This window comes from Staphylococcus sp. GDY8P119P, assembly GCF_017892075.1.
GTDB classification, from domain to species: Bacteria; Bacillota; Bacilli; order Staphylococcales; family Staphylococcaceae; genus Staphylococcus; species Staphylococcus ureilyticus.
Genome location: NZ_JAESKJ010000001.1, coordinates 433,123 through 459,768, shown reverse-complemented (window position 1 = coordinate 459,768; position 26,646 = coordinate 433,123). Strand labels below are relative to the sequence as shown.

Sequence of the window (26,646 nt, the reverse complement as noted above, 5' to 3'; positions counted from 1 at the left end):
CCAACTACAAGTAATAATCTTTGTTAATGTCATCTTTTTTAATGCCTAAATTTTTATAAAAATGTTTCATAAACCAAGCGATATTATCATCCCAATCCACATCGCTTGCATATTGATGTTCACCTGGTGTCTTAGGATTCCATCTCATTTGATAAAGTGAGATTTGTTTATTATCAAAGTAATTTTTTCTTACAAATTTGGCCCCACCCATAATTGCTTTTTCAGGTGATGTCCACGATTGTTTCTTTGCAAAACTACTACCAGTATGTACAGCATTTTCATCAAATGCACCTATACCAAAAAAATTATAATACCTTTCACCTTTATCTTTAATGCCTTTAGCTAATTCCGATTTACCATTACCTGTTTCAACTAAGGCATGACTCACTAAATATAAAACATTAACCTCATACTTATCTTGTGCTTCTAGAAAAGTTTTACCTTTCCCTTTTAATACACCTTTATTTTTTAAAATTTTATTTATTTCAGCTTCAGACATAGATACCTTTTCAGAAATATCCATATGGTTTAAATCATCTTGATCACTATTAACCTCCATTGCTTTTTTCACATCTGTAGTAGTAGCTTTAATGAATTTACCTTCCTGTTCTTTCATATTTAATGCGTCTGAACTTACTTGCTTATCTACCGCTTCATTAAAGGTATGTGTTCTTTGTTTTTCAAATAAAGATGTTTCATTTATTATTAATAAAATAGCAAATATAACAATAATTAATATTAATAATATCAACGGTATACGTTGCTTAACACGCTCGTTCATATTTTAAAATCTCCCTGCATTGCATTTTATTGAGTCAATGTGAAATAGGCAAAAATAATCGCAATAAGTACAATTATAAAGGAAACATTAATTGCAATACGCATGCCTTTTCGATTTCTAAACAATGTGTTGAAAATCACTAAGCTAATTGCCAATGAAACAACAAACATTGTAATCGCCATCTCAATATTTAAAGTGATTAAAAATATAATACCAATGACTAAAAATACATTTGAAATAATAGCCATGATTTTAATTAATTTCGGATTGATAAGACTCCACTCCTTGTAATCATATTCTAAGTAAATCATTCTGTTTATTGAAATTGTATCATATTTACTTAATTTTCAATATGTCATTTATCATAGCAAAAAAGCCCTCATGTGAATAAAAATTCACAATAAGGGCTTTTTTCATCAATATATACACTTCATTTTATGATCTAGACATGCCTCTGAGCATATTTAACATATAAGTTAAACTACGATTCATTTCGTCATCTCTCAGTACACTCATTAAGCCAGTGATAGATGTTTTTTGGTTTGGACTAGCTTGATTTGCAACACTTAATCCTTTATTTACTTTATTTAACATAATGCTCAAGTCATTGACATTCAAATCACCTAAAAGGAAAACAAGTGATGCCATATTTGTAATCAATCCTGTGTATTGTTCTTTGTTTAATTCAACTGCGAATTTATTAGCGATAACACCTCGACTATTGACCATACCTGATACTGCATCTAGTATCTTAGCATCGTCCAACGTGCTAATAATGTTAATAGCTTTCATGATACTATCTTTATTTGCTGCAATTGCATCTGTTACTTCTGCTAAACTTTCTTGTTTGATTTGTTCTTCAGACTTTTGCATGCGCTTAATTTTCGTTATTCTCTCAGCCATTATTTATTCACCTGACTTCCTGGGAAAGTGTAATCATCACGTTTCCATTTGTCTTCAACACGTACGCTATATTGTGGTTGTCTTTGTTTATCTACTCGGAAGTTTGTAGGGTTTAATGGTGATTTTCCTCTACGTGTTTTAACTTCCATACGACAACTTGTACGCTTATAAGAAGGTGTGTCTGTATCTTTATCCACATCACTGTTCGTCAATAAGTTAATCGCACCTTGATCACCATTTATCATTGCATTGTTATTAAGTGGAATATAAATTTCTTTGCCTTTTACTCTATCAGTGACATGTGCAATTAGTTCAGCTTCACCACTATCTGAAATCAACTTAACTTCTGCCCCTTCATGAATATCTCTTTCTTGTGCTAGTTCTGGAGATACTTCTACGAATGGTTGAGGGACTTTATATGCAAGACCTGGTACTTTATAAGTCATGTTTCCTTCATGGAAATGCTCTAATAAACGACCGTTATTTACATGTAAATCATATTTTTCATTCACTTTAAAGAAATTATCGAAAGTTAAAGGATAGAAATTCGCTTTACCATCTTCAAAGTTAAATCCATCTAAATACAATGTTGGTTGATCCGTGCCATCTTCAGCCACAGGCCATTGTAAACTATTATAACCATCTAATCTGTCATAGTTCACGCCCGAATAAGATGGTGTCAGTTTAGCAATTTCGTCCATAATTTGACTTGGGTGCGTGTAATTCCAATCATAACCTAGTGTTCTAGCTACATCTTGAATAATGACCCAATCTGGTTTAGATTCGCCTTTAGGTTCAAGGGCTTGATATAAACGTTGGATACGGCGTTCAGTATTCGTAAATGTACCTGTTTTCTCTAGTGAAGGACATGCTGGTAAAACTACATCTGCATATGAAGCAGTGAAAGTGAAAAACTCATCTTGTACGACTAAAAAACCAACTTTTTCTAGTGCAGCTTGTACATAGTTGATATTTGAATCAACAATACCTGTATCTTCACCATATAAATACAATGCGTCAATTTCACCTGCGTGAATACCTTCCATCATTTGGTGATTATCTTTACCAGGAACACTCGGTAATGTTTCACCATATTCTCTTTCAAATTTTGCACGAATTTCATCGTCTGCTACTTTTTGGTAACCAGGGAATTGATCAGGCATGCTACCCATGTCACTACATCCTTGTACGTTGTTGTGACCACGAAGCGGATATGCACCAGTACCTGGTTTTCTATAATTGCCTGTTGCTAATAATAAGTTAGAAATTGCTGTAGACGTGTCACTACCAATATCTTGTTGTGTGACACCCATAGCCCACGCAATTGACACTGTTTCAGCATTAACCATTTGATGTGCAAAATCTATGAGTGCTTCTTTTGAAATACCTGTTGTATCTTCGGCAAATTCCATCGTAAATGGTGCTAAAGACTTATGATATTCATCGAAGCCATTTACCCATTCATCTACAAATGCTTTATCATGCAAGTCATTATCTATAATATATTTTGTCACCGCTGATAACCAAACTAAGTCAGTACCAGGTTTAGGTTGATAGAAGTTGTCAGCTCTTTCTGCCATTTCATGTTTACGAATATCAAAAACATTTAATGTGTTGTTATATAATTTATGTCCACGCTTAATGCGAGAAGCAATGACTGGATGTGCTTCAGCAGTATTTGTGCCTATTAAAACAACCATATCAGCAATTTCAAGATCATTGATTGAACCCGAATCACCACCATGACCTACAGTTCTAAATAATCCCTTTGTCGCAGGTGCTTGACAGTAACGAGAACAGTTATCGACATTATTCGTACCAATTACTTGTCTCGCAAGCTTTTGCATTAAATATGATTCTTCATTAGTTGCTTTTGAAGAAGAAATAAATGCTAGACCATCAGATCCGTGAGAAGCTTTTACTTTGTTAAAGTTTTCAGAAATTACTTGTAATGCTTCATCCCACTCTACTTCTTCGAATTGATTATTTTTACGTACTAATGGTTTAGTTAATCTTTCCTCTGAATCAATGTAATCCCAACCAAACTTACCTTTCACACAAGTTGCAATTTTGTTGGCTGGAGATTCGTGTTGAGGTTGAACTTTCAATACTTCTCTTCCTTTTGTCCATACGTCAAAGGAACAACCAACACCGCAATATGTACATACAGTCTTAGTTTTTTCGATGCGTTCTTCACGCATCGCCGCTTCAGAATCAGATACTGCAAATAGTGGGCCATAGCCTGGTTCTGCTTTTTTAGTTAAGTCAATCATCGCAGCAAGTGAACCTGGCTCTAAATCTGTCATATAGCCTGCGTTTCCTTCCATGTTTACTTCTAACATAGCGTTACAAGGACATACAGTTGCACATTGACCACAACCAACACATGATGAATCGTTAATTGTTGTATCATTATCCCAAATCACGCGTGGTTGTTGACGTTCCCAATCAATCGTTAAAGTTTCATTGACTTGGACGTCTTGACACACTTCCACACATCTTCCACAAAGAATACATTGGTCTGGGTCGTAACGATAGAAAGGTCCATAGTCTTTTTCATATGGTTTTTCCTTATATTCATATGTTTGATGTTCGAGACCCCACTGATCCATTGTATTATGAATCTCACAATCACCATTGTTATAATCACATACTGTACAATAAAGCATGTGTTTTTCTAAAATACGATCTAATGCTTCTTTTTGACTTGTTTGTACATTATCATTTTGTGTATTTACAATCATTGGTCTATCTATCGTCGTACTACAAGCACGTTGCATCACACCGTCTATTTCTACTGTACACGTATCACAAGTTTCAATTGGACCAAGCGATTCGTTATAACATATAGAAGGTACAAACGTATCTTGTGATTTAATAAATTGTAGTAAATTTGTGCCGGGTTCCACAAGATAATCTTTGCCATCTAATGTAATAATTAAATGTTCTTGCATATTATTCACCCCTATTAATTTTATAAAGTCCGTGTTTATGAATCAAAGATGTCTGACAACATTCCATCTTAAAAGCCCCACACTTTTTGGTAATGTTATTTATATTGTATATGTAAATCAATAAAATGTTAAGGCTTTCCACTGATTTTTAACCGTTTAATATAAGTTTTAATTTATAGTGTTAAATATTCTCTCTGAAAATTATTATTTTAGTGACAAAAATAAAATACACGCAACCAATACAATGGTTGCGTGTATTTATTAAATTAGATACCTAAATTATCTTTTATATCGCTTTCTATTTCAGATAATGAACTTTGGCTAGGTACAAAATAATATAGACCATCATCTTGTATGCCACCTTGACCTTCTAATTGATGGCGGTGAACATTATCATTTGCATCTTTATAATTACCTCTAACTTTGTTCAACTCACCTAAAGTCAAATCAGTTTTTACATTATCTTCAACGTGATTCATCAACGAGTTAAAATGCGTAACTGAACTGATACTTGTCAATTTGTTGGCAAGACCTTGTATAACTAATTGTTGACGTTCTTGTCTACCAAAGTCGCCGCCAGCGCCTTCTTCTTTACGACTTCTTATAAACGCCATTGCTTCTTTTCCATCCATTCGAGACTTTTGTCCTTCATTAAATTGGAATCCATCATATGAGAAGGTAGCGTTACTAGTGACATCAATACCTCCAACAGTATCTATCATATCTTTCATTCCATCCATGTCTATCGTTGCATAGTGATCTATCGGCACATTCAATAATTTTTCTACTGATTTCACTGCCATGTCAGGACCACCATACGCGTATGCATGATTTATTTTTTCAGTTGTACCTTTACCTACGATATCTGCTTGAGTATCTCTAGGTATGCTCACAATTTCAGTAGATTTCTTCTCTGGGTTGATAGACAACACCATAATCGTATCACTACGCTGTCCTCCGCCATTAGCAGCTCTTTTGGCATCTGAATCTACACCAAATAAAGCAATCGTAAATGGATCTCCATTATTAAGGTTGGCTTCTTTTTCCCTCAAAGATGACTTATCCCTATCCAATGGATTATGTATTGCACCACCGACAGAAAATATTTTAAAACCTAAATACACAACGGCTAAAATTGCTAAAATTAACAATAAACCCAAAAACCACAAAAATACTTTTGCGGGCAACCCCATTTTCTTTTTATTATATTCGTTAGAACGATTCACCTTTTTCATTCTCCATTCTATATTCGATTTTCTATTTCAATTAATTATAGATTATATAGTAAAATTATTTAATGAACATGGTGCTTAAGACCTATTGTTAAATAATTAATATTTTAAAATAATTATTTTTGATACCCAGATCCTGAATTTAGAATCGTCAACATTTCTTTATGACAAGCTTTGTTACTTATAATAAATGGTCCCGCTTTCGCAAAATCTAAAGTTGAATTATTTAACGTCGTCATTGTCAATCCCAATTCTTCAGCGAATAAAAACTGTGCAGCGATATCCCATGGTTTAGGATTTGTATTTACATGTGCGCCAAATTGTCCTAAAATTACGCGCACAGAATCTAAGCCACATGAACCAATGAAACGATATCCAAATGAAGCATCATTTAAATCATGAATCGTATCATCATTCATTACCAAAGTATTAAATGAAATAATCGCGTCTTCTAATTTTAAATCTTCAGGCTGTTGCAATAATTTACCATTCATATATGCGCCTTGGCCCTTGATAGCTTTATAAAGCTTGCCGTGTGGATAATCATAAATGTATGACAACGTAGGTTCACCATCCACAAAGTAGCCTAATATAATGCAATAATCTTCCTGTTGCTTAACTAAATTTGTAGTACCATCAATCGGATCCATGACCCATACATGACCCTTTTTTGCTTGAATACCTTCATTCGATTTTTCTTCCGCAAAAAGTTGGTGATTTGGAAAATGTTGCTGTAAAAATTGCTCAAAATTTTGTTGAATAGATTTATCTACATTAGTCACTAAATCAAATCGATTTTTTTTCGTTGAAGTAACCATTTGTTTTATTAATTGTGGGATAATATCATCTAATGTTGTTAACCAATCTCTAACTAAATTATCTATATCTAATAATGTTTCTTTATTCATTTGCGACCTCCTCTTTAAGCGAATCACTAAATTTTTTCATTTTAATTATTTCATATGTATAATTTGTTTTATTTTATCATATAAATATAATTACGGTAACAAACTATTCGATTCACTATCGTCCGATAAATGATTTCATTATTCTATACTGATAAGTATGATATTCAATAAAATGATAAGAGGCTGAGACAATTTAATTGCCCCAGCCTCTTATAGAAAGGAAAGTAAGTAATAAATATTGAAGATGTTTGCTTAGTAACTCGTACGAAAAAGATGTTAACAAAACTATATGTAATAGCCTACCCCTTTGTCATCTTTTCGCTACCCCCTTGTTACTAATTATTATACTAACATAAACAACCAAAAAATGTAAGCGTTTTCTATAACTTTTTTTAAAACTTTATAAATGTCGTCATTGTCACTTTTATGCTATAATGAATGTAATATGTAATCATTTGGGAGGTGACTTTCTAATGAATAAACGCGAAAGGCAAAATAAATTGGTACAAGCCATACAACAAAATAAGCAAATTACCGCTTCAGAACTCGCGACAGACTTAAATGTATCGAAACGTACAATTTTAAGAGATATTCAAGATTTAGAAGATCAGGGAGTAAAAATTCTAGCAAAACATGGAAAATTAGGTGGTTATCAACTCCAAGAGACGCCAAATAGTTATGAGCTCGAATTAACTGATAAACAACTCACCGCTTTATTCTTAGTATTGAATGAAAGTCAATCATATACTACACTTCCATATAAAGAAGAGATAAACGCAATTATTAAAAAATGTTTAAATTTACCTTATACGAAAATGAGACGGGCGCTTAAAAAGCTAGACCGATATATTAAATTCAATCAACAAACACATGTTGACTTGCCGCCCATTTTTTCAGAAGTCTTAATCTATTGTACCGAAAGAAATGTGATGGCTATGGAGTATAATAAAAATAATGAGATTATGACTGAAAATGTAATTTTTATAGGCTTATTATGTACAGACGGATTATGGAAAGCAGTTATTTTTGAAATTGGTCTCGGTAAAACTAATGAAATACCTATTGTTGATATCCATGATATTTCATATTCATTTGAGAAAAAAATAAAAACACAAGATATTACTATCAATAACTATCAACAATTTTTAAATCCCACTGAGTCCTAAAAAACTCAGTGGGATTTTTTCAACCTTGTCCATTATGTATATAACGTAATTAGCGTAAAAACAAATGAGATTAAATTATTGAGCATATGAATACTTACACTTGCAATGAGTTTAAAACCTGATTTGATGTATGCATAGACCATAGCAATCGCTAAAATTAAATAACTTCCTATTTCTAATGGAGATTCTGCTCCCATCACATGCATTAGTGAAAATAGAATGGCTGAAATAACCCCCATAACAATAGCATTAAATTTCTTCCCTAATTCACCTATCAGTAAATGTCTAAAAAATATTTCCTCCACTAATGGTGCACCAATTACAATTAACAAAAAAGTAAACGGTAAAAATGACGGCTGATCAAATAAATTAATTAGTTCTAATTCATTTTGAGTTTCATTAAACCCAATACCATTGGGTAACATTTGCATCACCATGTTATAAATTCCACTACAAACCATCATAACAATCGTCACGATGATAAGAAATAAATAATGCTGCTTTATAAATGCTATATTTCTCTTCAAATTTATTTTAAAATCCTTGGTATGTAAAAAATAAAAGCTAAACACAGTAACTACATATGATAGCAGTTGTACAACCACACTTATTTTGATCACTATTTTTTCTGTTAAATGATCTACAAAATTAAAACTAAATAAAATACCAATCACTGTAAAAACAATCATACTTACAATTAAAATCGCAATAAGGAAAAAGTCTTTCCATACAATATCTTTAAAACGATATTTTGTTTTTTCCATTTTTTAATAGCCCCTTTAAGTTCATTTTTAATTTTATAGTGTATATCCTACCATGCTTAACAAAATCAGAAAATCATATTCATCATTTTAAATTTTTTTAAGAAAGGATGCATTTTATGTATAATTTAGAATTTCATCAACTCGCTCAACGCATTAACCAACTATTAAACTTAATTGAAACTTATAAGTTTGCTATCGTTACTCAAAATAAAAAGAAAGCACAGTACAAACAAGATATCCAACAGTTTATTAAAGACGAACTTATCGTGTTTTCAGACATCAGCTTACAACGATTTTCTTTGCCCCATTATAATTATTACCAATTCCTTTTAACCCATGACACCAACCCCATTGAAGAACTCACTATTGGAAATACAATTAAGTACCTTGATACCTTACAAAATCAATTATTGGAAACACAAAAGTTATTACAAGCGTTTTTGTAATAATATTTCAAAATGACATTTTTTTAAAATTAAAATTGTAATACTTTTTCATGTGTTGTAAAATGAAATCGATTACAGCAATATAGGAGTGATAACAATGCATGGCTTTTCTATTTATTTAGGACAACCCATTGATAAATCATATATTAGACGAATGATTGCTTTGGGATATACGACCATTTTCACATCTGTACAAATTCCAGAGGAAGACGAAACATCTAAATATCGCTATTTGGGAGAACTTTTAAATTATTTATCAGACGAACAACTTACGTATATGATTGATATCAATCCTTCATTGCTGGATCAATCTTTTTATGAATTCTTGCAATCATATCATCATGCGCAATTTATGATTCGTATTGATCACAGTACTTCTATAGAAATTATTAATGACATTATCCAACATGGTTTTCACTGTTGCTTAAATGCCAGCATACTTTCTGAATCACTACTTCAACAGCTTTATGAAAAACTAGATGATTTTACACACTTATGCTATTGCCATAACTATTATCCACGGCCAGATACAGGTCTAACAACTGAATTTGTTCATATTCAAAACTCACTAATTTTAAAGTATAATCCAAACGCAACGATCTTCGGTTTTATTCCAGGCACTACAAAACGTGGCCCCCTTTTTAAAGGTTTACCAACCATAGAATCAACGAGAGCACAACACCCTATTGAAAGTGCACAGCTATTATTAGATCATCTGACAACACAAATTTTGATTGGTGATACTAAAATTAGCGCACCACTAGACGAACAATTAATGAATGTATTATGCCATAGAACTTTCACACTCACAATTGATTTATTAGATATCCAAGCAACTAAGATATTACAGCAACCTCACACTGTACGACCAGACAACCCGCAAGATGTAATTCGCTCACAAGAAGCTAGACACTATTGTACAAGTGAAATTAATGCTTATAATACAACAGTTCGAAACACTGGTACAGTTACCATCGATAATAAACTGAACGGACGTTATCAAGGAGAATTACAACTTTTGAAAACTGACTTACCAGCGCATCCTCACGTTAATGTTATAGGTGAAATTTGTGAAGCTGAGCGCAGATTGATTCGTTGTATGAAGCCCAATGATACATTTAAATTTATTATAAAAACAAGGGAGTAGAAATTTATGAGTGATTTAACTACTGAATCTAGAAATAAAGCGACAATGCATTTAGATGAGATGTCTATAACAGAAATTCTTAAAACAATGAATGATGAAGATCAAAAAGTCCCACAACAAATTAGAAAAGTCATACCAGACTTGACTAAAGTCATAGAAATCACTACAAAACAATTTAGAGCTGGTGGTCGAATTATTTATATCGGTGCTGGAACAAGTGGAAGGTTGGGGGTGCTTGATGCTGCTGAATGTGTGCCCACATTCAATACGTCTCCAGATGAAGTCATTGGATTAATTGCAGGAGGACAAAGAGCCATGACTGTTGCTGTTGAAGGTGCTGAAGATAGTACCTCCTTGGCTGAAGAAGATTTACATCATATTCACCTTAATGAAAAAGACGTTTTAATCGGTATTGCTGCTAGTGGTAATACACCTTATGTTATCGGCGGATTAAAGTATGCGAATCACATTGGTGCACATACTGTTTCAATTTCATGCAATTCAAACACTAAAATAAGTAGCATAGCTAAAAATGCAATTGAAGTTAATGTAGGTCCTGAAGTCTTAACAGGTTCTACAAGATTAAAATCTGGAACAGCTCAGAAATTAATGCTTAATATGATTTCAACAATCACAATGGTTGGCGCCGGTAAAGTTTATGATAACCTCATGGTTGATGTAAAAGCTACAAATCAAAAATTAATTGACCGTTCCATACGCATTATACAAGATATCTGCGACATTTCTTATCAACAATCTGAAAAACTATATCATGCTGCAGATCATAACCTTAAAGTTGCTATCGTTATGCATATGTGTGATACATCAAAAGCAGATGCACAACAGCGTTTAGAAAAAAATAATCACATCGTTAAGCAAGCAATCAAAAATTAAACCAAATACTTAAAATAATTTATGTATATAGGAGGGTTTTATGATGTCTAAAGAACAAAAACTTGCAGAAAGTATTGTAAATGCAGTTGGCGGTTTAGAGAACATGGAAAATGTTATAAATTGCATGACGCGTGTAAGAATTAAGGTGCACGATGAAAATAAAGTTAACTATGATAAATTAAAATCGACAGAAGGTGTAATGGGCGTTGTCAAAGACGACCGTGTACAAGTAGTCGTTGGACCTGGCACAGTTAATAAGGTAGCTGCTCATATATCTGAAATGAGTGGTGTGCGTTTAGGTGAAACCATCCCTCACCAAACTAAAGATTATAAAGCAGAAACTGAAGCAAGAGCCAAAGAAAACAAAGCCGCTTTTCAAAGTAAACAAAAACGTGGCAAATTCAATAAATTATTAAAAACAATCGCTAATATATTCATCCCATTGATTCCAGCATTTATTGGTGCAGGTTTAATCGGTGGTATTGCTGCAGTTTTAAGCAACTTACTAGCTGCAGAGGTCATATCTGGCTCATGGATTACGCAACTTGTTACTGTTTTTAACGTAATTAAAGATGGTATGTTAGCATATTTAGCCATTTTCACTGGTATCAATGCTGCTAAAGAATTTGGTGCGACACCAGGTTTAGGTGGTGTTATTGGAGGAACGACATTACTAACAGGTTTAACAGAAGAAAATATGATCACTAATATTTTTACAGGCGAACCTTTACAAGCAGGACAAGGTGGTATTATCGGTGTTATCTTTGCTGTTTGGTTATTGAGTCTCGTAGAAAAGAGATTACATAAAATTGTACCAAATGCCATTGATATTATCGTAACACCTACGATTACTTTGTTTGTTATCGGATTATCAACAATCTTTATCATTATGCCTTTAGCTGGTTTTGTTTCTGACGGTTTAGTATCCGTAGTGAATGGTGTTATTAATATTGGTGGCGTCTTTAGTGGCTTTATTATTGGTGCTTTCTTCCTACCATTAGTTATGTTAGGATTACATCATATATTTACGCCTATTCATATTGAGATGATTAATCAATCTGGTGCTACTTACTTACTACCAATTGCTGCTATGGCAGGTGCAGGGCAAGTTGGTGCTGCATTAGCGCTTTGGGTAAGATGTAAGAAAAATACTACTTTGAGAAATGCAATTAAAGGTGCACTGCCTGTCGGTTTCCTTGGTATTGGCGAGCCCTTGATTTATGGGGTCACGTTACCTCTTGGTAGACCATTCTTTACCGCATGTATTGGTGGCGGTATTGGTGGTGCAGTGATTGGTGGTATTGGACACATCGGTGCTACCGCTATTGGACCAAGTGGTATTTCATTGTTACCTTTGATTTCAGATCATATGTACTTAGGATACATTGCAGGATTAATCGCTGCTTACATCGGTGGTTTCCTCTTCACCTTCTTTTTAGGTACAACAAAATCAATGAGAGAATCTGATAACTTAGGTGGTTAAACTATGACCAACGTACTTTATAAAATTGATAATATATATGAAACTTTTACAAAAAGTGAAAAAAAAATTGCTGATTTTATTTTAAACGAACCTCATCGTATCATTAATATGTCTGTCCAAGACCTTTCAAATGAAATTAATACAAGTACAGCATCCATTGTACGTTTTAGCAAGAAAATAACAGAAAAAGGGTTTCAAGAACTTAAAATTACAATTTCACGTTATTTGCCTGAAGATGCAATCAACAATAATCATATGGAATTAATTGATAATGAATCCGTCGATATTATCAAGTCTAAAATGTTAGCCCGAGCAACAGATACAATGAGTTGTGTTGCTTCACAAATTGAACAACATCACATCGATGACATCTGTGACACATTAAAACATGCGCGTACCATATTTTTATTTGGTTATGGGGCATCACTCGTTATTGTTACAGATTTATATCAAAAATTATCTCGGATTGGTTTAAATGTGCGCTTAATACAAGAAACGCATTTATTAATGACTACCATGGCTACTCATGATGAACAAGATTGTATTATTTTTGTAACCAACCAAGGTAGTCATAGTGAAATGCAATCTATGGCAAAAGTTGCAACTGACTATAATATACCTATCATCACGATTTCAAGCTCGAATAATAATCCTGTAGCTAAAATATCTGATTATACTTTAATTTATGGTCAAACTGATGAGAATGAACTACGCATGGCCGCAACAACATCATTGTTTGCACAACTTTTTACGGTAGATATTCTTTATTATCGATTTATTGCTTTAAATTATCAACGTTCGTTAGACTCAATCACACAGTCTAAAATGGCACTTGATAATTATCGTAAACATTTGTCTAAAATCCAGTTTAAACACTAAATCATTGCTGCCATCACTTTTTAAATAACATCATAAACGAGAACGACATAGTAATCAATTTCTATGTCGTTCTCGTTTTTAATCTATCGCTAACACTATTTATTTGCTAGTTGCTTACTTTACATCGTTTTGAAAAAAGTCGAAAATATTTTTGGCATTATCAGTATTATCAATATTTCCTTTAAATTTATCACTACCAGGGCCATATGCATAAGTATTTACATCTTCTCCTGTATGACCATTAGTAGTCCAACCAGTATTTGATTTGTCATTAATTGGTTTTTGAACAGCATCTTGAACCTTTTGTAATTGACTTTCATATGCTTTTTCATCTTTTTTAAGATCTTTAAGTTTTTTAGCTTCATCTTTTATTTTATTCATTTGATCTTCTGAGACTTCAAAACCGTAACCATCTTTAATGACTTTCTCCACATTTTTGCCTTTGCTAATTTCTTCAGTCATATATTTACCTGAATGTTTCATTTGGTGAATGGCATCTGGGTTCCAAACGTAATCTTTACCTTTCGCAATAGACATACCACCTGTAGAATGATCTGCAGTAGCTACCACAAGTGTATCTGGATTTTCTTTTGCATAATTCATAGCATATTCAAATGATTTTTCAAATCCAGACATTTCTGACATTACCCCAGTTACATCATTTGGATGCCCTGATTTATCTATAGAAGCGCCCTCAACCATTAAAAAGAATCCTTTGTCGTTTTGTTTTAATTTATTTACGGCACTATCAGTCATATCCACTAATTTTGGATTTTTGTCTGGTGCGTCTATCTGTAATGGCATATCATTATCTGCAAATAATCCTAATACTTGTTTACTTTTGGAATTTTGTAGTTCGTTTTTATTTGTAACCACATCGTAACCATCTTTTTTAAATTTGTTTTTTAAATTGCCATTGTCTTTCCCAAAATACTCAGCACCACCACCTAGTAGTACATCGACTTTATGCTTGCCATTAATTTTATCATTGTAAAATTGTTTAGCAATTTCATCCTTTTTATCACGATCATCAACGTGTGATGCGTATGCAGCAGGCGTAGCATCTGTAATTTCAGCCGTAGATACGAGACCAGTTGATTTACCATTTTCTTTAGCTTGTTCTAATACTGTTTTAACATTATTTTTATTAGCATCGACGCCTATAGCTCCATTATACGTTTTTTGTCCTGAACTAAATGCTGTTGCACCAGCTGCTGAATCAGTAACATTTTCTTTTGGATCATTAGGGTTTGTACGTTGACTCCCTATTAGATATTTATCAAAAGCGGTCTGATCCATTTCTTTAGTATCTGGATTATCTGCAAAATAACGATAAGCAGAATTATACGAAGGTCCCATACCGTCACCGACTAAAAAGATAACGTTTTTAGGATTTTTTGTATTACCCATATAAGCTACATCAGCATTCTGATTTGAATCTTTAGACTCATCTTTTTTCCCTGCAGCATAAGTCCCTTGTACACTCCCTAATGATGAACCGGCAATGATTGTCCCTGCAATCGTAGCAGTAGCTAGTTTATTAAGTATTTTCATATAATAACTCCTTTAGATATGTATTATGACCTCAACTTTATTCTAAAGCACGAGTTTTGAGTGAGTATTTTTCTATTGTTAAATTTTTGTAAAAGCATTTATGTAAGTGTACCAACATAATGACGGATATACAAAAAAGTCATAAATGATACAAAAAAATGTATCATTTATGACTACTTAATATTGCTGACAAATTGATGTGTTATTATATTTTTTAAAGTTGCTGATCATCACTTAATTTATGATAGCCTTTTAGATAATAGAACAATGTCATAAAACCTAAGAACACGATACCAATAACAACTGAAACAACTGTTTCTTTATTAAATAGCATGCCGATTAACACCATGATAAAGAACGCCATTGTAATATAATTTGTTATTGCGCCGCCTGGCATTTTAAAAGGATGATTTTTGAGTTCTTCGCTGTGATTTTTTCTGAATCTTAAATGACTAATTAATATCATAAACCACGGTACCATACCTGGTAAAATCGAGGCACTGTATACGTAAACAAAAATACTATCTGCCCCTTTAATAAATAAAGGCAAAATAACATTTAATAACGCACCAACTAAAATACCAATTGCTATTGCAGTAACCGTCCAAATAGGAACACCATTTTTCATAACTTTACGGAAAAATTTAGGTAACATGCCCTTTTGAGATAAGTTCAACGTCATTCGACTAGCGCTAAATATACCAGAATTACATCCTGACATCGCTGCAGTCAAAACTACAAAGTTAATGAGTCCAGCAGCAAATGTAATACCCACTTTTGCAAATGTTGCAACAAATGGACTGCCAATGTTTCCTAATTCATCCCAAGGATAAACAGTTACAATAACGAAAATGGCTCCGATATAGAAAATTAATATACGCCATATAACACCATTAACCGCACTTTTAATATTTTTTTGTGGATCTTTCGTTTCACCAGCAGTAATACCGATTAATTCAACACCTTGATAAGAACCAATTACAATAGAAAGTGCGAAGAAGAAACCAATCCAACCATTAGGCATAAAGCCACCATGTGACCATAAATTAGAAAGACCTATAGCCTCTCCACCATTACCAAGTCCAAAGAAAATCAAACCGAACCCTGCAATAATCATCAAGATAATAGTTACTACTTTTATCATTGCAAACCAAAATTCAAATTCACCAAAAGCTTTAACTGATACTAAGTTAGCACCAGCCAACAATAATACAACTATAATACCTGGTATCCATTGTGGTAAATCAGGAAACCAATAATTCATATATTCTCCAACGGCGATAACCTCACTCATACCTACAACAACCCATTGGAAAATATTACTCCATGCTGTCAGATAACCAGCAACTGGATTTATGTAATCACTTGCAAAGTTTGCAAAAGAACCTGAAGTCGGGTGTAAATATACCATTTCCCCCATAGCTCTCATCACTAAAAATAAAAACAGCCCAGCTATTAAATAGGCAAATATTACTGAAGGCCCTGTCCATTTAATCGTACTTGTCGCCCCCATAAAGAGTCCGACACCAATCGTTCCACCAAGTGCTATCATCCGCATTTGACGTGCACCTAGTCCCCTTTGTAATTCGTTATTCTCATTCATCATTCAAACCCCATCTCATTCAAATATAAGTGAAAATAATTCACTTATTATGACGCTATTATACTATAAATTCTAAAAATTAAAACAATTATTTTTCATTTATGTAAGCCCTTACATATGTTTTTATTTTAGATTACTTTTAGAGAAAACGCAATGTAAATTTCCATTTCAATATGATAGAGAGCAATTAAATACTATATTTAGTTAATTGAGTGTCACTATTTAATTATGATTATTTTGTGATTTATTTCACAAAAACACTGTAACATAGTATACTATTTTTAATTAATAGAAAGTGAGGATAAAGTTTTGAACGAAAAAAATATTAAATGGGATAAAGTTTTTTATGGTAAAGCGTGGGTTCATCATGTCGTAGAGACAATTCGTGCCAAAGATATTTTACAAAGTTTTTATTTAAAACGTTATCTATTACGTGCCATAATGGCTGGTTTTATTTTAGGTGTGATTACAGTTTTTGTATTGCTCATTAAAGCTTCATTAGCCTCTGATATTCCAATGGGCGTTGCAAATTTAGTCGGGGTAATTGCATTTAGTTTTGCTTTAGTGTTAATACTTTTTACAAATTCCGAATTATTAACGAGTAACTTTATGTATTTTACAGTTGGACTGTATTATCGCGTCATTTCGCCAATCCGCGTTTTTAAAATATTTGTACTCTGTTTTATTGGTAATGCCTTAGGTGGATTGGTGTTCTTCTTATTGATTCGTTCCTCAGACATTATGACACCTGAGATGATGCAACAATTAGAAGCTACAATTGATCATAAAACACTATCGGCAGGTTTTGTTGCCATTCTTATAAAAGGTATTTTTGCTAATTTCTTTATAAATATATCGCTTGTCATAGCTATGCAAATTGATGATGTTTTGGCAAAAATGTTTGTCATGATGTTTGGTGTATCCATTTTCGCATTTATGGGTTACGAACACGTTGTTTATAATACCGTATTATTCGCAGGTGGAGTCGTTTACCAAAGTGATGTACTTTCAGCCATGCCTGCTTTAATCAATTTGCTGGGGGCAGGTATCGGCAATTATATCGGAGGCGGTTTAGTAATAGGCTTGTTCTATGCTTATTTAAACGACCATAAGCAATATCAAAAAAGTAAAGTACATTGACTACAACTTGCGTTATTGTAATGATGAGCTAGAGTCTAACGTTCATGAAGTTATAGTTCCTAATTTTATATGATATAATGCTCAATAGATTTTATTATAAAGGAGTTCAATATGAATAAACATCTATTGAAACGTACAATCACAGTTTCAATTATATTTGGTATATTATTTTTCCTAATCAATTATTTTAGCGATAGTGATGTTTCTGCCGGAAATTTAATGCTAAAAAGTTTACTAACGATTGTTGTATTTGGGATACTATATTACTTAATTTTTACTATTGTAAATTCACCAGAGCGAAAATATAAATTTGGTATTACATTACCTATTTCACTACTAATTGCAATCATAATCAGCGCTATGTTTTCTGCTTTAAAAATCGGTATCATAACCGGATTGATTATTGGTATCATTGCAGGGTATATCTGGGAATATATCGATACTCATAAAAATGGTGGTGATAAATCATGAGTATTTTCATTGGTATTGTTGTTATCATTTTACTAAGTGTAAGTTTAATCCCTAATTTAAAAGCTGTAAAAAAATCTAAAGCTGCTGGAGAAAAAAATCCACGTTTTGCAATTATGGTAGGTATTGATTCTATATTACTCGTATTAGTTATTGTGACACTAATACTTCAATTTTTAAAATAGACTATCATTTTTCATTTCGATATTATAAAACCCCTTATTGAAGCATTTTCCAATGTCAAAATAAGGGGTTTTAAATTAAAATTGATTTTGTAAAATAAGATAATATAAGGCTAAAGCTCCCAATAAGTAAATAAGACTTCCGACCATAAATGACCGAAATTGTATTTTTAAGGGGACTTTTTTATTAAAAATAGGTCCTAAAACTAAATTTCCTATTGCTAAAACAATTGGGCCTCCTAAAAAAAATAAAATTAAATAACCATTCATACGTTAGCCTCTACTTTTTTCAAAATATTTTTCAATGATAGCTGTACCTGATATGTCTTTACCTAAATAGGGTATGTTACTAAAATCTTGTTTTTCCGTCATATCATTCGTATTTACAATAACATCTAAACCAGCATTCACCGCTGCAGTTGCCCCATTGACTGAGTCTTCTATAGCTAAACAATTAACAGGATTATAGTTTAATCTTTGAACTGCTGTTAAATACAGTTCTGGACTTGGCTTTATTTCTTCTACATCCTCTCGTCCAACAACAACATCAATATACGCATCTAATCCTAATTGATCAAACGTTGGTTGAATATCGTTTTTAAAACTACTTGTCGCAATAGCCATGGGTATATGGCGCACTTTACAATAATCCATAAGTTGTTTCATATGTGTAACTATCGGTAAATGTATACTCGTTTCATTATGCTCTTGATATATTTTTTCTTTACGTTCTTGTCCTAGTTGGTCTTCTAGATACTGATGCAAATCTGAAGCCAATCCCCCAATAGATTGACGATAAAAATCTAAACTAACTTCTTCCAAACCATAATGATTTAAATGTTTATTTATTATTTCAAACAAGTGCTTTTCTGTATCTATAATTGTACCATCAAAATCAAATATCACAGCACGATACATACATTTCCCCTCCTATAATTTAACAAAATTGAATCAAATTATTGTCAGTGTATCATATTTTATACTTCTCTAGCCTATCAAAGACAGAGATAATATAAACTAAGAGAAAAACACGAAAAAATTAATGTTTTCCTCTTAGTTTAGAACTTCATATTAATTTTATCTTAAAATCAATGATACTTACCTTTTATTCCAGTATTTTGCAAGTATTGGACCTGTAATATTATGTATTAAGCTGAACACGGCTCCCGGAACTGCAGATAATGGGTTAAAATGTACTGTAGCTAAAGAAACTGCTAGCCCTGAATTTTGCATACCTACCTCTATCGATACTGCCTTTTTGTCCGGTCGGTCTAATTTTAGGATTTTGGCAAATGTATAACCAAGTATATAGCCAATCAAATTATGAAGAATGACAACCGCAAAAATAAGCAATCCTGTGGCTAAAATTTGTGCTTTACTACTACCAACTACAGATGCAAGTATTAATGAAATAGCTACAACGGAAACGATTGGTAATGCAGTGGCAGTCTTGTCAGCAAATGTCTTGAACAGTTTTTGCAGTACAAACCCAATGATTATTGGTATTAAAATCACTTGAACGACTGACCAAAACATACTGATAAATGAAACTTGTAACCATTCATGCGCAAATAAATATATTAAAGCTGGTGTTAAAAATGGTGCTAGTAATGTTGAAACACTTGTGATAGCTACTGACAATGCAACATTTGCATTTGCTAAGTAACTCATAACGTTACTAGATGTACCACCCGGACAACATCCAACTAAAATCACACCAATTGCAATTTCTGGAGGCAAATGAAACAGTTTAACAATTAAAAATGCACTTAAAGGCATAATCGTATACTGCAAAACCACACCAATGATTACAGATCTAGGTGCTTGAAATATGATTTTAAAATCTTTGGGGTCTATGGTTAATCCCATACCTAGCATAACAATTCCTAGTAAATAAGGTACCCAATTACTTAAAGTAGAAAGTTGCATTGGAAATATAAAACCAATGACAGCTGCAATAAGCATCCATACTAAGAACGTATTCGTTGCAAACTTACTTACTTTTGATAACATCTAAAACACTTCCCTCTCTGTATTAATAAAGAAGAATGTATCATATTTTGAACATCTAAACAACAGAATTTTCTAAATATTTCGACTTTAAAACCCTAGGAATTTCCAAAAATTTTATACTTCGTTCTAAAGACCTAGTGTCTTCTTTTAAAAAGAGTGGTACAATTTAATAGAATTTAAAACATGTATAATTTTAAGGGCACTAAATATTAATTTTAATATACGTATGTCACTTTATATAGATATGGAGGTATAATATGTTTTTAGATAAAACTGAAACGTTTGTTTTAAACATCAGTGGTTTAAATAAACGTCATATCCGCAAAAATTTGTTAAAACTTTTGAAACAAGTCCACTTTTGTAAATCGTTCAAATTTACTATTTTCAAAAAAAATCATTTATATGCTTTAGAAGTGAATTTACCTAAGCAACAGCTACCATATTTGATTAGTTTTCTTAGCTTCCACAATTATTTAATCTATCAAATTTTAGAAAATAATCATGCACAGGACCTACTAGACTTGGATCATTTACTATTATCATCTAAGCGTTTCGAAATCGCTGTTGACGGCCTTCATGATGCATTTATTAAAGACAAAGTTATCGATATTATGAATTTACTCAATCACACTGAAGCAATTGTTTATACCTTCAATCGAAATACCATCAACGTTTCTTGTTCGCCTACAGTATTCTCTAAATTAATTCACGCTATCGCAACACACAACATTGATGTTTACAGTGCTACCTACCAACCACGTTTAATGCATAAAACGAGAATTTCTTAAAAACATTAATGTACGACATTACTCACATATACAGTAAAATTGATTTAGCTACCATTTCACGATATTTAATCAACATAAATCATGTATACAAGGATCTAGCATCCAATCATAAACGTCTATTCTTATTGTAATTGTATAGAAATGACGTTTTTTTTATGTGGACACTTATAAACAAAATAGAATGTAAGACCCATCTTCGCGCCGTGTATACCATGTCTACTAACAAGCATGCAAAAATTAATTGATGCGTTATTGATAAAAAATTGGACTAATCCATTAATGATTATCATATGGATTAGTCCTTTTTTGTGCATAAGTTTTATATGCAATCTCGTTATTATTTATTTTTTTCTTCAAATACTAAATTTTCAAATGCTTCTCTGACTTGAGGTACAGACATACCTACTACGACTTGCACATTTTTCCCACTTTTCACTAAGCCATGTGCCATTTGTTTATGCGTAAAGTAATCACTATCCTCAACTTTATTGACATCATTCACTGTCAATCTTAAACGTGTCGTACAATTTGTAACGTCTTTAATATTTTCTTTGCCACCTAGACCTTCTAAATAATAGATTGCTTTAGCTTCAAACTCGTTTGCTGACTCAGTTTTTTTAGCAACTTGTGCTTTACCGTCTTTATTTTTATAGTCATCTTTATTATATAATTTCATATCCTTATCGTCTTTTTTACGTCCAGGAAGTGGAATATTAAATTTTATAATTAAAAACTTGAACAAGAAGAAATAAATCGCTGTAAAACCGAAACCTATTGCAATTTGAATAATATAAGTTAACCAGTGATTTTGGGCTAAAGGTATCCAATTCGTAGCAAAGAAATCTAATAATCCTCCACCAAAGTTACCTACTAATCCGAAACCATACATTAACGTATCCATCGTTGCTGCTAAAATTGCATGTAAAACGAATAAATAAGGTGCAATAAATAAAAATGTAAACTCTAATGGTTCAGTGATGCCTACAACAATCGCTGTCAATGTTGCTGGAATTAGTAATGCTGCAATTTTCTTTCTATTTTCTTTTGGCGTCGTTGCATACATTGCTAAAGCAATACCAATTGAACCAAAGACTTTTCCGTTACCTTGTAACATAAAGCCATATGGGAATAATTCTTTTAATGGTTCTTTACTTTTAGCAAATTCATTTACATGTTCGAACCATTCTGCTTTCAATCCATGATTCACAACAACAGGACCTACTTCTATTGGTGCATATATAAAGTGATGTAATCCAGTTGGTATCAATACTCTTTCTAAAAAATGATACAACCACACACCTATATAACCCGAGCCAATAATAAATCCTTGCAGTGAAGAAATACCATTTTGTACCGTTGGCCATATGATGCAAGTAATTAAAGCAATTGGCAACATGACAAAAAATGAAATCGTTACTACAAATGTCAAACCTTGAAATACACCAAGCATTTCAGGTAATTTTTTACTATAATATCTATTATGTATCCATGTGACAATGCTTGAAATAATAATACCGCCTAGGATATTCGTGTCTAATGTTTCTATACCAGCAATCGCTTTTAATCCCGTTACATTTTCTACACCCTTTTCTAAATTTGCTCCGAATGTATGCGGCCATTGCGTTAATATGGCATTGATAAAGGTATTAAACATTAAGTATCCCATTAATGCTGACAGTGCTGCATGTCCAGGTGCTTTTTTAGCTAAAGATAATGGCAAGCCAACAACAAATACCACTTCCATGTGATTAAATATTGTCCAACCACCAGACTCTATCACTGACCATATTTTGAACCAATTTGTACCTTCTTCAGCAATACTCCCCATTATTGAAGGATTTTTAAATAATGTTGCTAAACCGAGTACAATACCAAAAAATGCAAACATCAATACAGGTACAATCATTGCACTTCCAAATCGCTTTATAGCATTCATATAAAGTTCCCCTTTTCTAAATTTCCAAAATAATTCACTTATGATATTTGATATCTCTCTATTCAAATGATTATGGATCAATTTACCATCGATTTTATAGTAAACGCTTACATCAGAACAATAGTTTGACGCCATTACGAACAATTTTGTACAATAAGATTATATTTTCAAAACTTGAAAATATTTTCAAAATTCTGAGGTGATAACGTTGCTTTTAGATGAACGCATAAATAACAATTTTAATAAATTAAATGAAAACGACCTACAAATCGCTCATTTTATAAACACACATATATCAGATTGTAAAACAATGAAAATCCAAGATTTAGCGGCTTATACACATGCATCAAATGCAAGTATTCATCGTTTTACTCGTAAGCTCGGCTTTGATGGCTACAGTGATTTTAAATCATACTTAAAATTTGAATCTGAACAAGTCCATCAATTACCTTCTGACTCTATGAACGCTTTTAAACAAGAAATTGAAAATACCTTCACTTATTTGGAGCGTATCGATTACGACCTAGTTACTGACAAAATATATCAAGCCGAAACGGTATATTTATATGGCACAGGTTTAGCTCAAATGAATGTTGCGCAAGAAGCTCAAAGAATTTTATTGACCATACATAAAAATATTATTGTATTACATGATGTACATGAATTTAAAATGGTATTAAATAAAGCTTCTGATAATGATTTGTTTTTTATTATTTCTTTATCCGGCGAGACCGATCACTTATCCGATATAACGAATTTACTGCAACTGCGTCAAAAGTATTTCATTTCTATTACTACGCTTCAAGACAACACCTTGGCTCAAAAGGCAAATTATAATATCTACGTATCAAGTAACACTTTTTATTTAACAAACGGCATTGATTATTCCAGCTTTATCAGCTACCATATTTTTTTTGAAACGGTACTACGTAAATTTAATGAGCGTATACAATACGGTCAATTCACACAAAATAATTAACATATCAAATAAAAGAAAGCTGGACAAATTAATTGTCTCAGCCTCTTAGTCAACATCTCAATTTATTACACAAGTGGGACTGATACATGAGCTTCTGCCCAAATATGCCTGAGTCCCACTTTTAATTTATTGAGTTAGGTTGTAATGATTTTTTATTGTTCCTCTTCATATTCTTCTAGTGTTGTTTGCAGCTTATCAAATAACATTTCAAAACCATGCGCAGTAGAATCATGATATTCCTTTTTCTTTTGCTTATACTCTAATGATGTCAATCTGCGTTCCCTAGGTACATAAGCTGTATAATTAAAAATCATTTGGGTTATGCCTGGTTCTCTTTCAAACATCTCTACTTCAATTGTATCTTCAGAGTCACTTAATTCAGGCATCCCTATCGTCATTACAATATATTCATTTGGGTTCAAAGTAACGTAAGAACCCTTCACTATATTTTCTTTCCCTTTACGAACATCAATAATTTCATAGCTTCCGTTTTGTACAGCGTCTATCTCTATTGATTTATTCGTTCGTTCAGTTGTCATAAACCATTGTTTAAGAAATCGTTGCTCAGTCCAAGCTTGATATACTAATTCAGGTTCAACTTTAAACAGTCTTTCCAACTGAATTTCTACGTTTTCATTTTCCACATTATATCTAGCCATGATTGTTCACCTACTTTCACTCTTATAACTATTCTAACTCATTATACTAGACTTCTAAACAATAATACTATGAAATTCAACTTTCCTTTATATCCCCTTTAAAAGTGATAACCTATTTATTCTATCGTTATTAATCAGTAAACGTCAAAATTTTCCCTTTTTTAATACTATCTTACTTCTTAAAAAAGAGGACAAACAGTCTATATCAAATAATATAAACTGTTGCCCTTTCTTTTAATCAACTTTTTTATTTTAATCTTGGTAATCTAAAGAAAATTGCAATTAGGCCACAAACACCTAGAATGATCGGATAAATTGAATACGGCATTAATGAAACTGGTGAGATAGACGCAACGCCTGCTGCTGCTATAACTTGCGGACTATAAGGTAATAAACCTTGGAAACAGCTCGCAAATATATCTAAAACACTTGCAGATTTCCTAGGATCAATCTCGTATTCATCTGCAATATCTTTAGCTAAGGGGCCTGCCATTAATATAGAAATTGTATTATTGGCAGTCGAAATATCCGCAGCACTCACAAGTCCAGCTATACCTAATTCTGCACCGCGTTTTGATTTAACCCTATTGCGTACAAAATTTAATAGCCAAGTGATACCACCATTATGTTGTATCAATGCTACAAGTCCGCCAATTAAAAGTGCAATAATCGCAATATCCTCCATACCAACAATTCCTTTTGAGATTGAACTAAGCAAGCCTGACCAGTTGAATGATCCATCAACCAGTCCAATAATCGCAGATAATACGGTACCACCAATCAACACTATAATTACATTTATACCTGCCAGCGCTAAAATCAGTACCAATAAGTATGGAATAACTTTAATAAAGTTATAGTCATATGATTTCGTAGTATCTATCTGAGCACCATGCGTTAAAAACCAAAGTACTATAACAGTAAATAGCGCACCTGGTAATACAATCTTTATGTTCACCTTAAACTTATCGCTCATTTTAGTCTTTTGAGTACGAACAGCGGCAATTGTAGTATCCGAAATCATTGATAAATTATCACCAAACATTGCGCCACCAACGACAGTAGCCATTGTTATCGCTGCAGATACATCCGTCGCCTGACTCAAACCAAAACCAACCGGCGCTATAGCTGCAACTGTACCGACTGAAGTACCCATTGAAAGTGATACAAACATACAAATGATAAATAAACCGACGATAATTAAGTTTTCTGGAATAAAGGATAGTCCTAAATTTACCGTCGACTTGACTCCCCCCATATCTTCTGTAGTTTGAGAAAATGCACCCGCAAGTAGAAATATTAACATCATCAAAATAATATTTGAATGTCCAGCGCCTTTAGTAAATACATCTACTTTTTTAGAAAATGTTTCTTTTTTATTTATCAACAAACCCACAATGGATGCGATAATAATTGCAACATTGAGTGGCATTATTGAAAAGTCACCAGTAATAACGCCCACACCTAAAAATATACCTACAAAAATGATTAATGGCACAAGCGCCCATGCGTTACCTTTTTTATTTTCCGTCATACAAAACCAACTTTCTTTATCATTACTTTTTTAGTCAATCATTCATTTTGCTTACCATAAAAAATAAAAAACTCTTTTCTCATAGAAGAAAAGAGTAAATCGATACATCTTTAATCTTATCTTCTAGCACACTTTATGCTACTGGAATTGGCACACGCATTACCATGTTGCCGAAGTTTCAATGGGCCAGTCCCTCCACTTCTCTAGATAAGCTATTTTATTTATTTTATAAC

The 26,646-nt window shown here is 32.6% G+C and carries 26 protein-coding genes and 1 riboswitch; of the genes, 11 read left to right on the top strand and 15 right to left on the bottom strand.

The window, feature by feature from the left end; translation table 11 throughout:
- Positions 1-4: 4 nt before the first annotated feature.
- The 6 genes from KA830_RS02085 to KA830_RS02060 all read right to left on the bottom strand — a co-directional run bounded on the left by KA830_RS02085 (position 5) and on the right by KA830_RS02060 (position 6,778).
- Positions 5-781, bottom strand: coding sequence for an N-acetylglucosaminidase (locus tag KA830_RS02085; RefSeq protein WP_064209361.1), 777 nt, complete (start codon positions 779-781; stop codon positions 5-7).
- A gap of 26 nt (positions 782-807) precedes the next feature.
- The gene (locus KA830_RS02080) at positions 808-1,092 is read right to left on the bottom strand and encodes a hypothetical protein (protein ID WP_204180247.1); all 285 of its coding nucleotides are present in this window, start codon (positions 1,090-1,092) and stop codon (positions 808-810) included.
- 124 nt (positions 1,093-1,216) lie between these two features.
- Entirely contained in the window at positions 1,217-1,684 is a 468-nt protein-coding gene (locus tag KA830_RS02075) for a helical membrane plugin domain-containing protein (protein WP_019468329.1), read from the bottom strand.
- Positions 1,684-4,638, bottom strand: coding sequence for a formate dehydrogenase subunit alpha (gene fdhF, locus KA830_RS02070; RefSeq protein WP_075100115.1), 2,955 nt, complete (start codon positions 4,636-4,638; stop codon positions 1,684-1,686). Before fdhF ends, KA830_RS02075 begins: the two co-directional genes overlap by 1 nt.
- A gap of 266 nt (positions 4,639-4,904) precedes the next feature.
- Positions 4,905-5,873, bottom strand: a complete 969-nt coding sequence (locus KA830_RS02065) for an LCP family glycopolymer transferase (protein WP_225792135.1) — start codon at positions 5,871-5,873, stop codon at positions 4,905-4,907.
- A gap of 113 nt (positions 5,874-5,986) precedes the next feature.
- On the bottom strand, positions 5,987-6,778 hold the full coding sequence (locus KA830_RS02060) for an inositol monophosphatase family protein (protein WP_070037580.1): 792 nt from the start codon (positions 6,776-6,778) through the stop codon (positions 5,987-5,989).
- Between the two features lie 473 nt (positions 6,779-7,251).
- Between KA830_RS02060 and KA830_RS02055 the strand changes: the two genes are divergently transcribed.
- Positions 7,252-7,944 carry a helix-turn-helix transcriptional regulator gene (locus KA830_RS02055; RefSeq protein WP_046208482.1) on the top strand — a complete coding sequence of 231 codons (693 nt, stop codon included), beginning with the start codon at positions 7,252-7,254 and terminating at the stop codon, positions 7,942-7,944.
- Positions 7,945-7,976: 32 nt separating this feature from the next.
- On the opposite strand, the gene KA830_RS02050 is transcribed toward KA830_RS02055, so the two are convergent.
- On the bottom strand, positions 7,977-8,708 hold the full coding sequence (locus KA830_RS02050) for a CPBP family intramembrane glutamic endopeptidase (RefSeq protein ID WP_210134064.1): 732 nt from the start codon (positions 8,706-8,708) through the stop codon (positions 7,977-7,979).
- Between the two features lie 116 nt (positions 8,709-8,824).
- Between KA830_RS02050 and KA830_RS02045 the strand changes: the two genes are divergently transcribed.
- The 5 genes from KA830_RS02045 (at position 8,825) to KA830_RS02025 (ending at position 13,557) form a co-directional block, all read left to right on the top strand.
- Positions 8,825-9,154, top strand: a complete 330-nt coding sequence (locus tag KA830_RS02045) for a hypothetical protein (RefSeq protein ID WP_046208484.1) — start codon at positions 8,825-8,827, stop codon at positions 9,152-9,154.
- A 97-nt stretch (positions 9,155-9,251) separates the two neighbouring features.
- Positions 9,252-10,301 (top strand): MupG family TIM beta-alpha barrel fold protein, encoded by a 1,050-nt coding sequence (locus KA830_RS02040; protein WP_064209357.1) that lies wholly within the window; start codon positions 9,252-9,254, stop codon positions 10,299-10,301.
- 6 nt (positions 10,302-10,307) lie between these two features.
- A complete protein-coding gene (gene murQ, locus KA830_RS02035; RefSeq protein WP_046208486.1) occupies positions 10,308-11,195 on the top strand; it encodes an N-acetylmuramic acid 6-phosphate etherase in 888 nt (295 codons plus the stop codon).
- Between the two features lie 43 nt (positions 11,196-11,238).
- Positions 11,239-12,678: a PTS transporter subunit EIIC gene (locus tag KA830_RS02030; protein WP_070657915.1), complete on the top strand. Its 1,440-nt coding sequence runs from the start codon at positions 11,239-11,241 to the stop codon at positions 12,676-12,678.
- A 3-nt stretch (positions 12,679-12,681) separates the two neighbouring features.
- Positions 12,682-13,557 carry a MurR/RpiR family transcriptional regulator gene (locus tag KA830_RS02025; RefSeq protein WP_046208488.1) on the top strand — a complete coding sequence of 292 codons (876 nt, stop codon included), beginning with the start codon at positions 12,682-12,684 and terminating at the stop codon, positions 13,555-13,557.
- Between the two features lie 114 nt (positions 13,558-13,671).
- Here the strand turns inward: KA830_RS02025 and KA830_RS02020 are convergent, their stop codons facing one another.
- Positions 13,672-15,111, bottom strand: a complete 1,440-nt coding sequence (locus KA830_RS02020; RefSeq protein ID WP_046208489.1) for an alkaline phosphatase — start codon at positions 15,109-15,111, stop codon at positions 13,672-13,674.
- A 214-nt stretch (positions 15,112-15,325) separates the two neighbouring features.
- Positions 15,326-16,714 carry an amino acid permease gene (locus KA830_RS02015; protein ID WP_046208490.1) on the bottom strand — a complete coding sequence of 463 codons (1,389 nt, stop codon included), beginning with the start codon at positions 16,712-16,714 and terminating at the stop codon, positions 15,326-15,328.
- Between the two features lie 309 nt (positions 16,715-17,023).
- Here KA830_RS02015 and KA830_RS02010 point away from each other — a divergent pair, with 309 nt between their 5' ends.
- From KA830_RS02010 to KA830_RS02000, 3 genes are all read left to right on the top strand, one after another.
- Positions 17,024-17,854, top strand: coding sequence for a formate/nitrite transporter family protein (locus KA830_RS02010; protein ID WP_210134063.1), 831 nt, complete (start codon positions 17,024-17,026; stop codon positions 17,852-17,854).
- A gap of 111 nt (positions 17,855-17,965) precedes the next feature.
- The gene (locus KA830_RS02005; RefSeq protein WP_046208491.1) at positions 17,966-18,325 is read left to right on the top strand and encodes an SND2/TMEM208 family protein; all 360 of its coding nucleotides are present in this window, start codon (positions 17,966-17,968) and stop codon (positions 18,323-18,325) included.
- The gene (locus KA830_RS02000) at positions 18,322-18,507 is read left to right on the top strand and encodes a hypothetical protein (RefSeq protein ID WP_046208492.1); all 186 of its coding nucleotides are present in this window, start codon (positions 18,322-18,324) and stop codon (positions 18,505-18,507) included. The genes KA830_RS02005 and KA830_RS02000 overlap by 4 nt, the downstream gene beginning before the upstream one ends.
- Positions 18,508-18,582: 75 nt before the next feature.
- On the opposite strand, the gene KA830_RS01995 is transcribed toward KA830_RS02000, so the two are convergent.
- From KA830_RS01995 to KA830_RS01985, 3 genes are all read right to left on the bottom strand, one after another.
- Positions 18,583-18,774: a hypothetical protein gene (locus tag KA830_RS01995; RefSeq protein ID WP_046208493.1), complete on the bottom strand. Its 192-nt coding sequence runs from the start codon at positions 18,772-18,774 to the stop codon at positions 18,583-18,585.
- 3 nt (positions 18,775-18,777) lie between these two features.
- On the bottom strand, positions 18,778-19,422 hold the full coding sequence (locus KA830_RS01990) for an HAD family hydrolase (protein ID WP_204180277.1): 645 nt from the start codon (positions 19,420-19,422) through the stop codon (positions 18,778-18,780).
- Positions 19,423-19,602: 180 nt separating this feature from the next.
- A complete protein-coding gene (locus KA830_RS01985) occupies positions 19,603-20,517 on the bottom strand; it encodes a bile acid:sodium symporter family protein (RefSeq protein ID WP_046208495.1) in 915 nt (304 codons plus the stop codon).
- A gap of 257 nt (positions 20,518-20,774) precedes the next feature.
- On the opposite strand from KA830_RS01985, the gene KA830_RS01980 reads away from it, so the two are divergent.
- Positions 20,775-21,305 (top strand): hypothetical protein, encoded by a 531-nt coding sequence (locus tag KA830_RS01980; protein WP_204180278.1) that lies wholly within the window; start codon positions 20,775-20,777, stop codon positions 21,303-21,305.
- Positions 21,306-21,642: 337 nt separating this feature from the next.
- Here KA830_RS01980 and KA830_RS01975 read toward each other — a convergent pair whose 3' ends face one another.
- Complete coding sequence (locus KA830_RS01975; protein WP_070037567.1) at positions 21,643-23,241, bottom strand: alpha-glucoside-specific PTS transporter subunit IIBC; 1,599 nt, start codon at positions 23,239-23,241, stop codon at positions 21,643-21,645.
- A gap of 208 nt (positions 23,242-23,449) precedes the next feature.
- On the opposite strand from KA830_RS01975, the gene KA830_RS01970 reads away from it, so the two are divergent.
- The gene (locus KA830_RS01970; protein WP_046208498.1) at positions 23,450-24,220 is read left to right on the top strand and encodes a MurR/RpiR family transcriptional regulator; all 771 of its coding nucleotides are present in this window, start codon (positions 23,450-23,452) and stop codon (positions 24,218-24,220) included.
- A 152-nt stretch (positions 24,221-24,372) separates the two neighbouring features.
- Here KA830_RS01970 and KA830_RS01965 read toward each other — a convergent pair whose 3' ends face one another.
- Positions 24,373-24,879, bottom strand: a complete 507-nt coding sequence (locus KA830_RS01965; protein ID WP_046208499.1) for an SRPBCC family protein — start codon at positions 24,877-24,879, stop codon at positions 24,373-24,375.
- Positions 24,880-25,126: 247 nt separating this feature from the next.
- The gene (locus tag KA830_RS01960; RefSeq protein WP_064209352.1) at positions 25,127-26,413 is read right to left on the bottom strand and encodes a Na+/H+ antiporter NhaC family protein; all 1,287 of its coding nucleotides are present in this window, start codon (positions 26,411-26,413) and stop codon (positions 25,127-25,129) included.
- Between the two features lie 113 nt (positions 26,414-26,526).
- A riboswitch (SAM riboswitch) is annotated at positions 26,527-26,627 on the bottom strand.
- Positions 26,628-26,646: the final 19 nt, after the last annotated feature.

What these genes read in the sequence shown, in the direction of transcription:
- KA830_RS02075 (WP_019468329.1), bottom strand. Translation starts at nt 1,684, where the DNA reads ATGGCTGAGAGAATAACGAAAATTAAGCGCATGCAAAAGTCTGAAGAA.
- KA830_RS02040 (WP_064209357.1), top strand. Translation starts at nt 9,252, where the DNA reads ATGCATGGCTTTTCTATTTATTTAGGACAACCCATTGATAAATCATAT.
- KA830_RS02050 (WP_210134064.1), bottom strand. Translation starts at nt 8,708, where the DNA reads ATGGAAAAAACAAAATATCGTTTTAAAGATATTGTATGGAAAGACTTT.
- KA830_RS02045 (WP_046208484.1), top strand. Translation starts at nt 8,825, where the DNA reads ATGTATAATTTAGAATTTCATCAACTCGCTCAACGCATTAACCAACTA.
- KA830_RS02020 (WP_046208489.1), bottom strand. Translation starts at nt 15,111, where the DNA reads ATGAAAATACTTAATAAACTAGCTACTGCTACGATTGCAGGGACAATC.
- KA830_RS02025 (WP_046208488.1), top strand. Translation starts at nt 12,682, where the DNA reads ATGACCAACGTACTTTATAAAATTGATAATATATATGAAACTTTTACA.
- KA830_RS01975 (WP_070037567.1), bottom strand. Translation starts at nt 23,241, where the DNA reads ATGAATGCTATAAAGCGATTTGGAAGTGCAATGATTGTACCTGTATTG.
- KA830_RS02015 (WP_046208490.1), bottom strand. Translation starts at nt 16,714, where the DNA reads ATGAATGAGAATAACGAATTACAAAGGGGACTAGGTGCACGTCAAATG.
- KA830_RS01995 (WP_046208493.1), bottom strand. Translation starts at nt 18,774, where the DNA reads ATGAATGGTTATTTAATTTTATTTTTTTTAGGAGGCCCAATTGTTTTA.
- KA830_RS01985 (WP_046208495.1), bottom strand. Translation starts at nt 20,517, where the DNA reads ATGTTATCAAAAGTAAGTAAGTTTGCAACGAATACGTTCTTAGTATGG.
- KA830_RS02055 (WP_046208482.1), top strand. Translation starts at nt 7,252, where the DNA reads ATGAATAAACGCGAAAGGCAAAATAAATTGGTACAAGCCATACAACAA.
- KA830_RS02080 (WP_204180247.1), bottom strand. Translation starts at nt 1,092, where the DNA reads ATGATTTACTTAGAATATGATTACAAGGAGTGGAGTCTTATCAATCCG.
- KA830_RS02085 (WP_064209361.1), bottom strand. Translation starts at nt 781, where the DNA reads ATGAACGAGCGTGTTAAGCAACGTATACCGTTGATATTATTAATATTA.
- KA830_RS02000 (WP_046208492.1), top strand. Translation starts at nt 18,322, where the DNA reads ATGAGTATTTTCATTGGTATTGTTGTTATCATTTTACTAAGTGTAAGT.
- KA830_RS02060 (WP_070037580.1), bottom strand. Translation starts at nt 6,778, where the DNA reads ATGAATAAAGAAACATTATTAGATATAGATAATTTAGTTAGAGATTGG.
- KA830_RS01960 (WP_064209352.1), bottom strand. Translation starts at nt 26,413, where the DNA reads ATGACGGAAAATAAAAAAGGTAACGCATGGGCGCTTGTGCCATTAATC.
- KA830_RS02065 (WP_225792135.1), bottom strand. Translation starts at nt 5,873, where the DNA reads ATGAAAAAGGTGAATCGTTCTAACGAATATAATAAAAAGAAAATGGGG.
- KA830_RS01990 (WP_204180277.1), bottom strand. Translation starts at nt 19,422, where the DNA reads ATGTATCGTGCTGTGATATTTGATTTTGATGGTACAATTATAGATACA.
- KA830_RS02005 (WP_046208491.1), top strand. Translation starts at nt 17,966, where the DNA reads ATGAATAAACATCTATTGAAACGTACAATCACAGTTTCAATTATATTT.
- KA830_RS02030 (WP_070657915.1), top strand. Translation starts at nt 11,239, where the DNA reads ATGTCTAAAGAACAAAAACTTGCAGAAAGTATTGTAAATGCAGTTGGC.
- KA830_RS01980 (WP_204180278.1), top strand. Translation starts at nt 20,775, where the DNA reads ATGTTTTTAGATAAAACTGAAACGTTTGTTTTAAACATCAGTGGTTTA.
- fdhF (WP_075100115.1), bottom strand. Translation starts at nt 4,638, where the DNA reads ATGCAAGAACATTTAATTATTACATTAGATGGCAAAGATTATCTTGTG.
- KA830_RS01965 (WP_046208499.1), bottom strand. Translation starts at nt 24,879, where the DNA reads ATGGCTAGATATAATGTGGAAAATGAAAACGTAGAAATTCAGTTGGAA.
- murQ (WP_046208486.1), top strand. Translation starts at nt 10,308, where the DNA reads ATGAGTGATTTAACTACTGAATCTAGAAATAAAGCGACAATGCATTTA.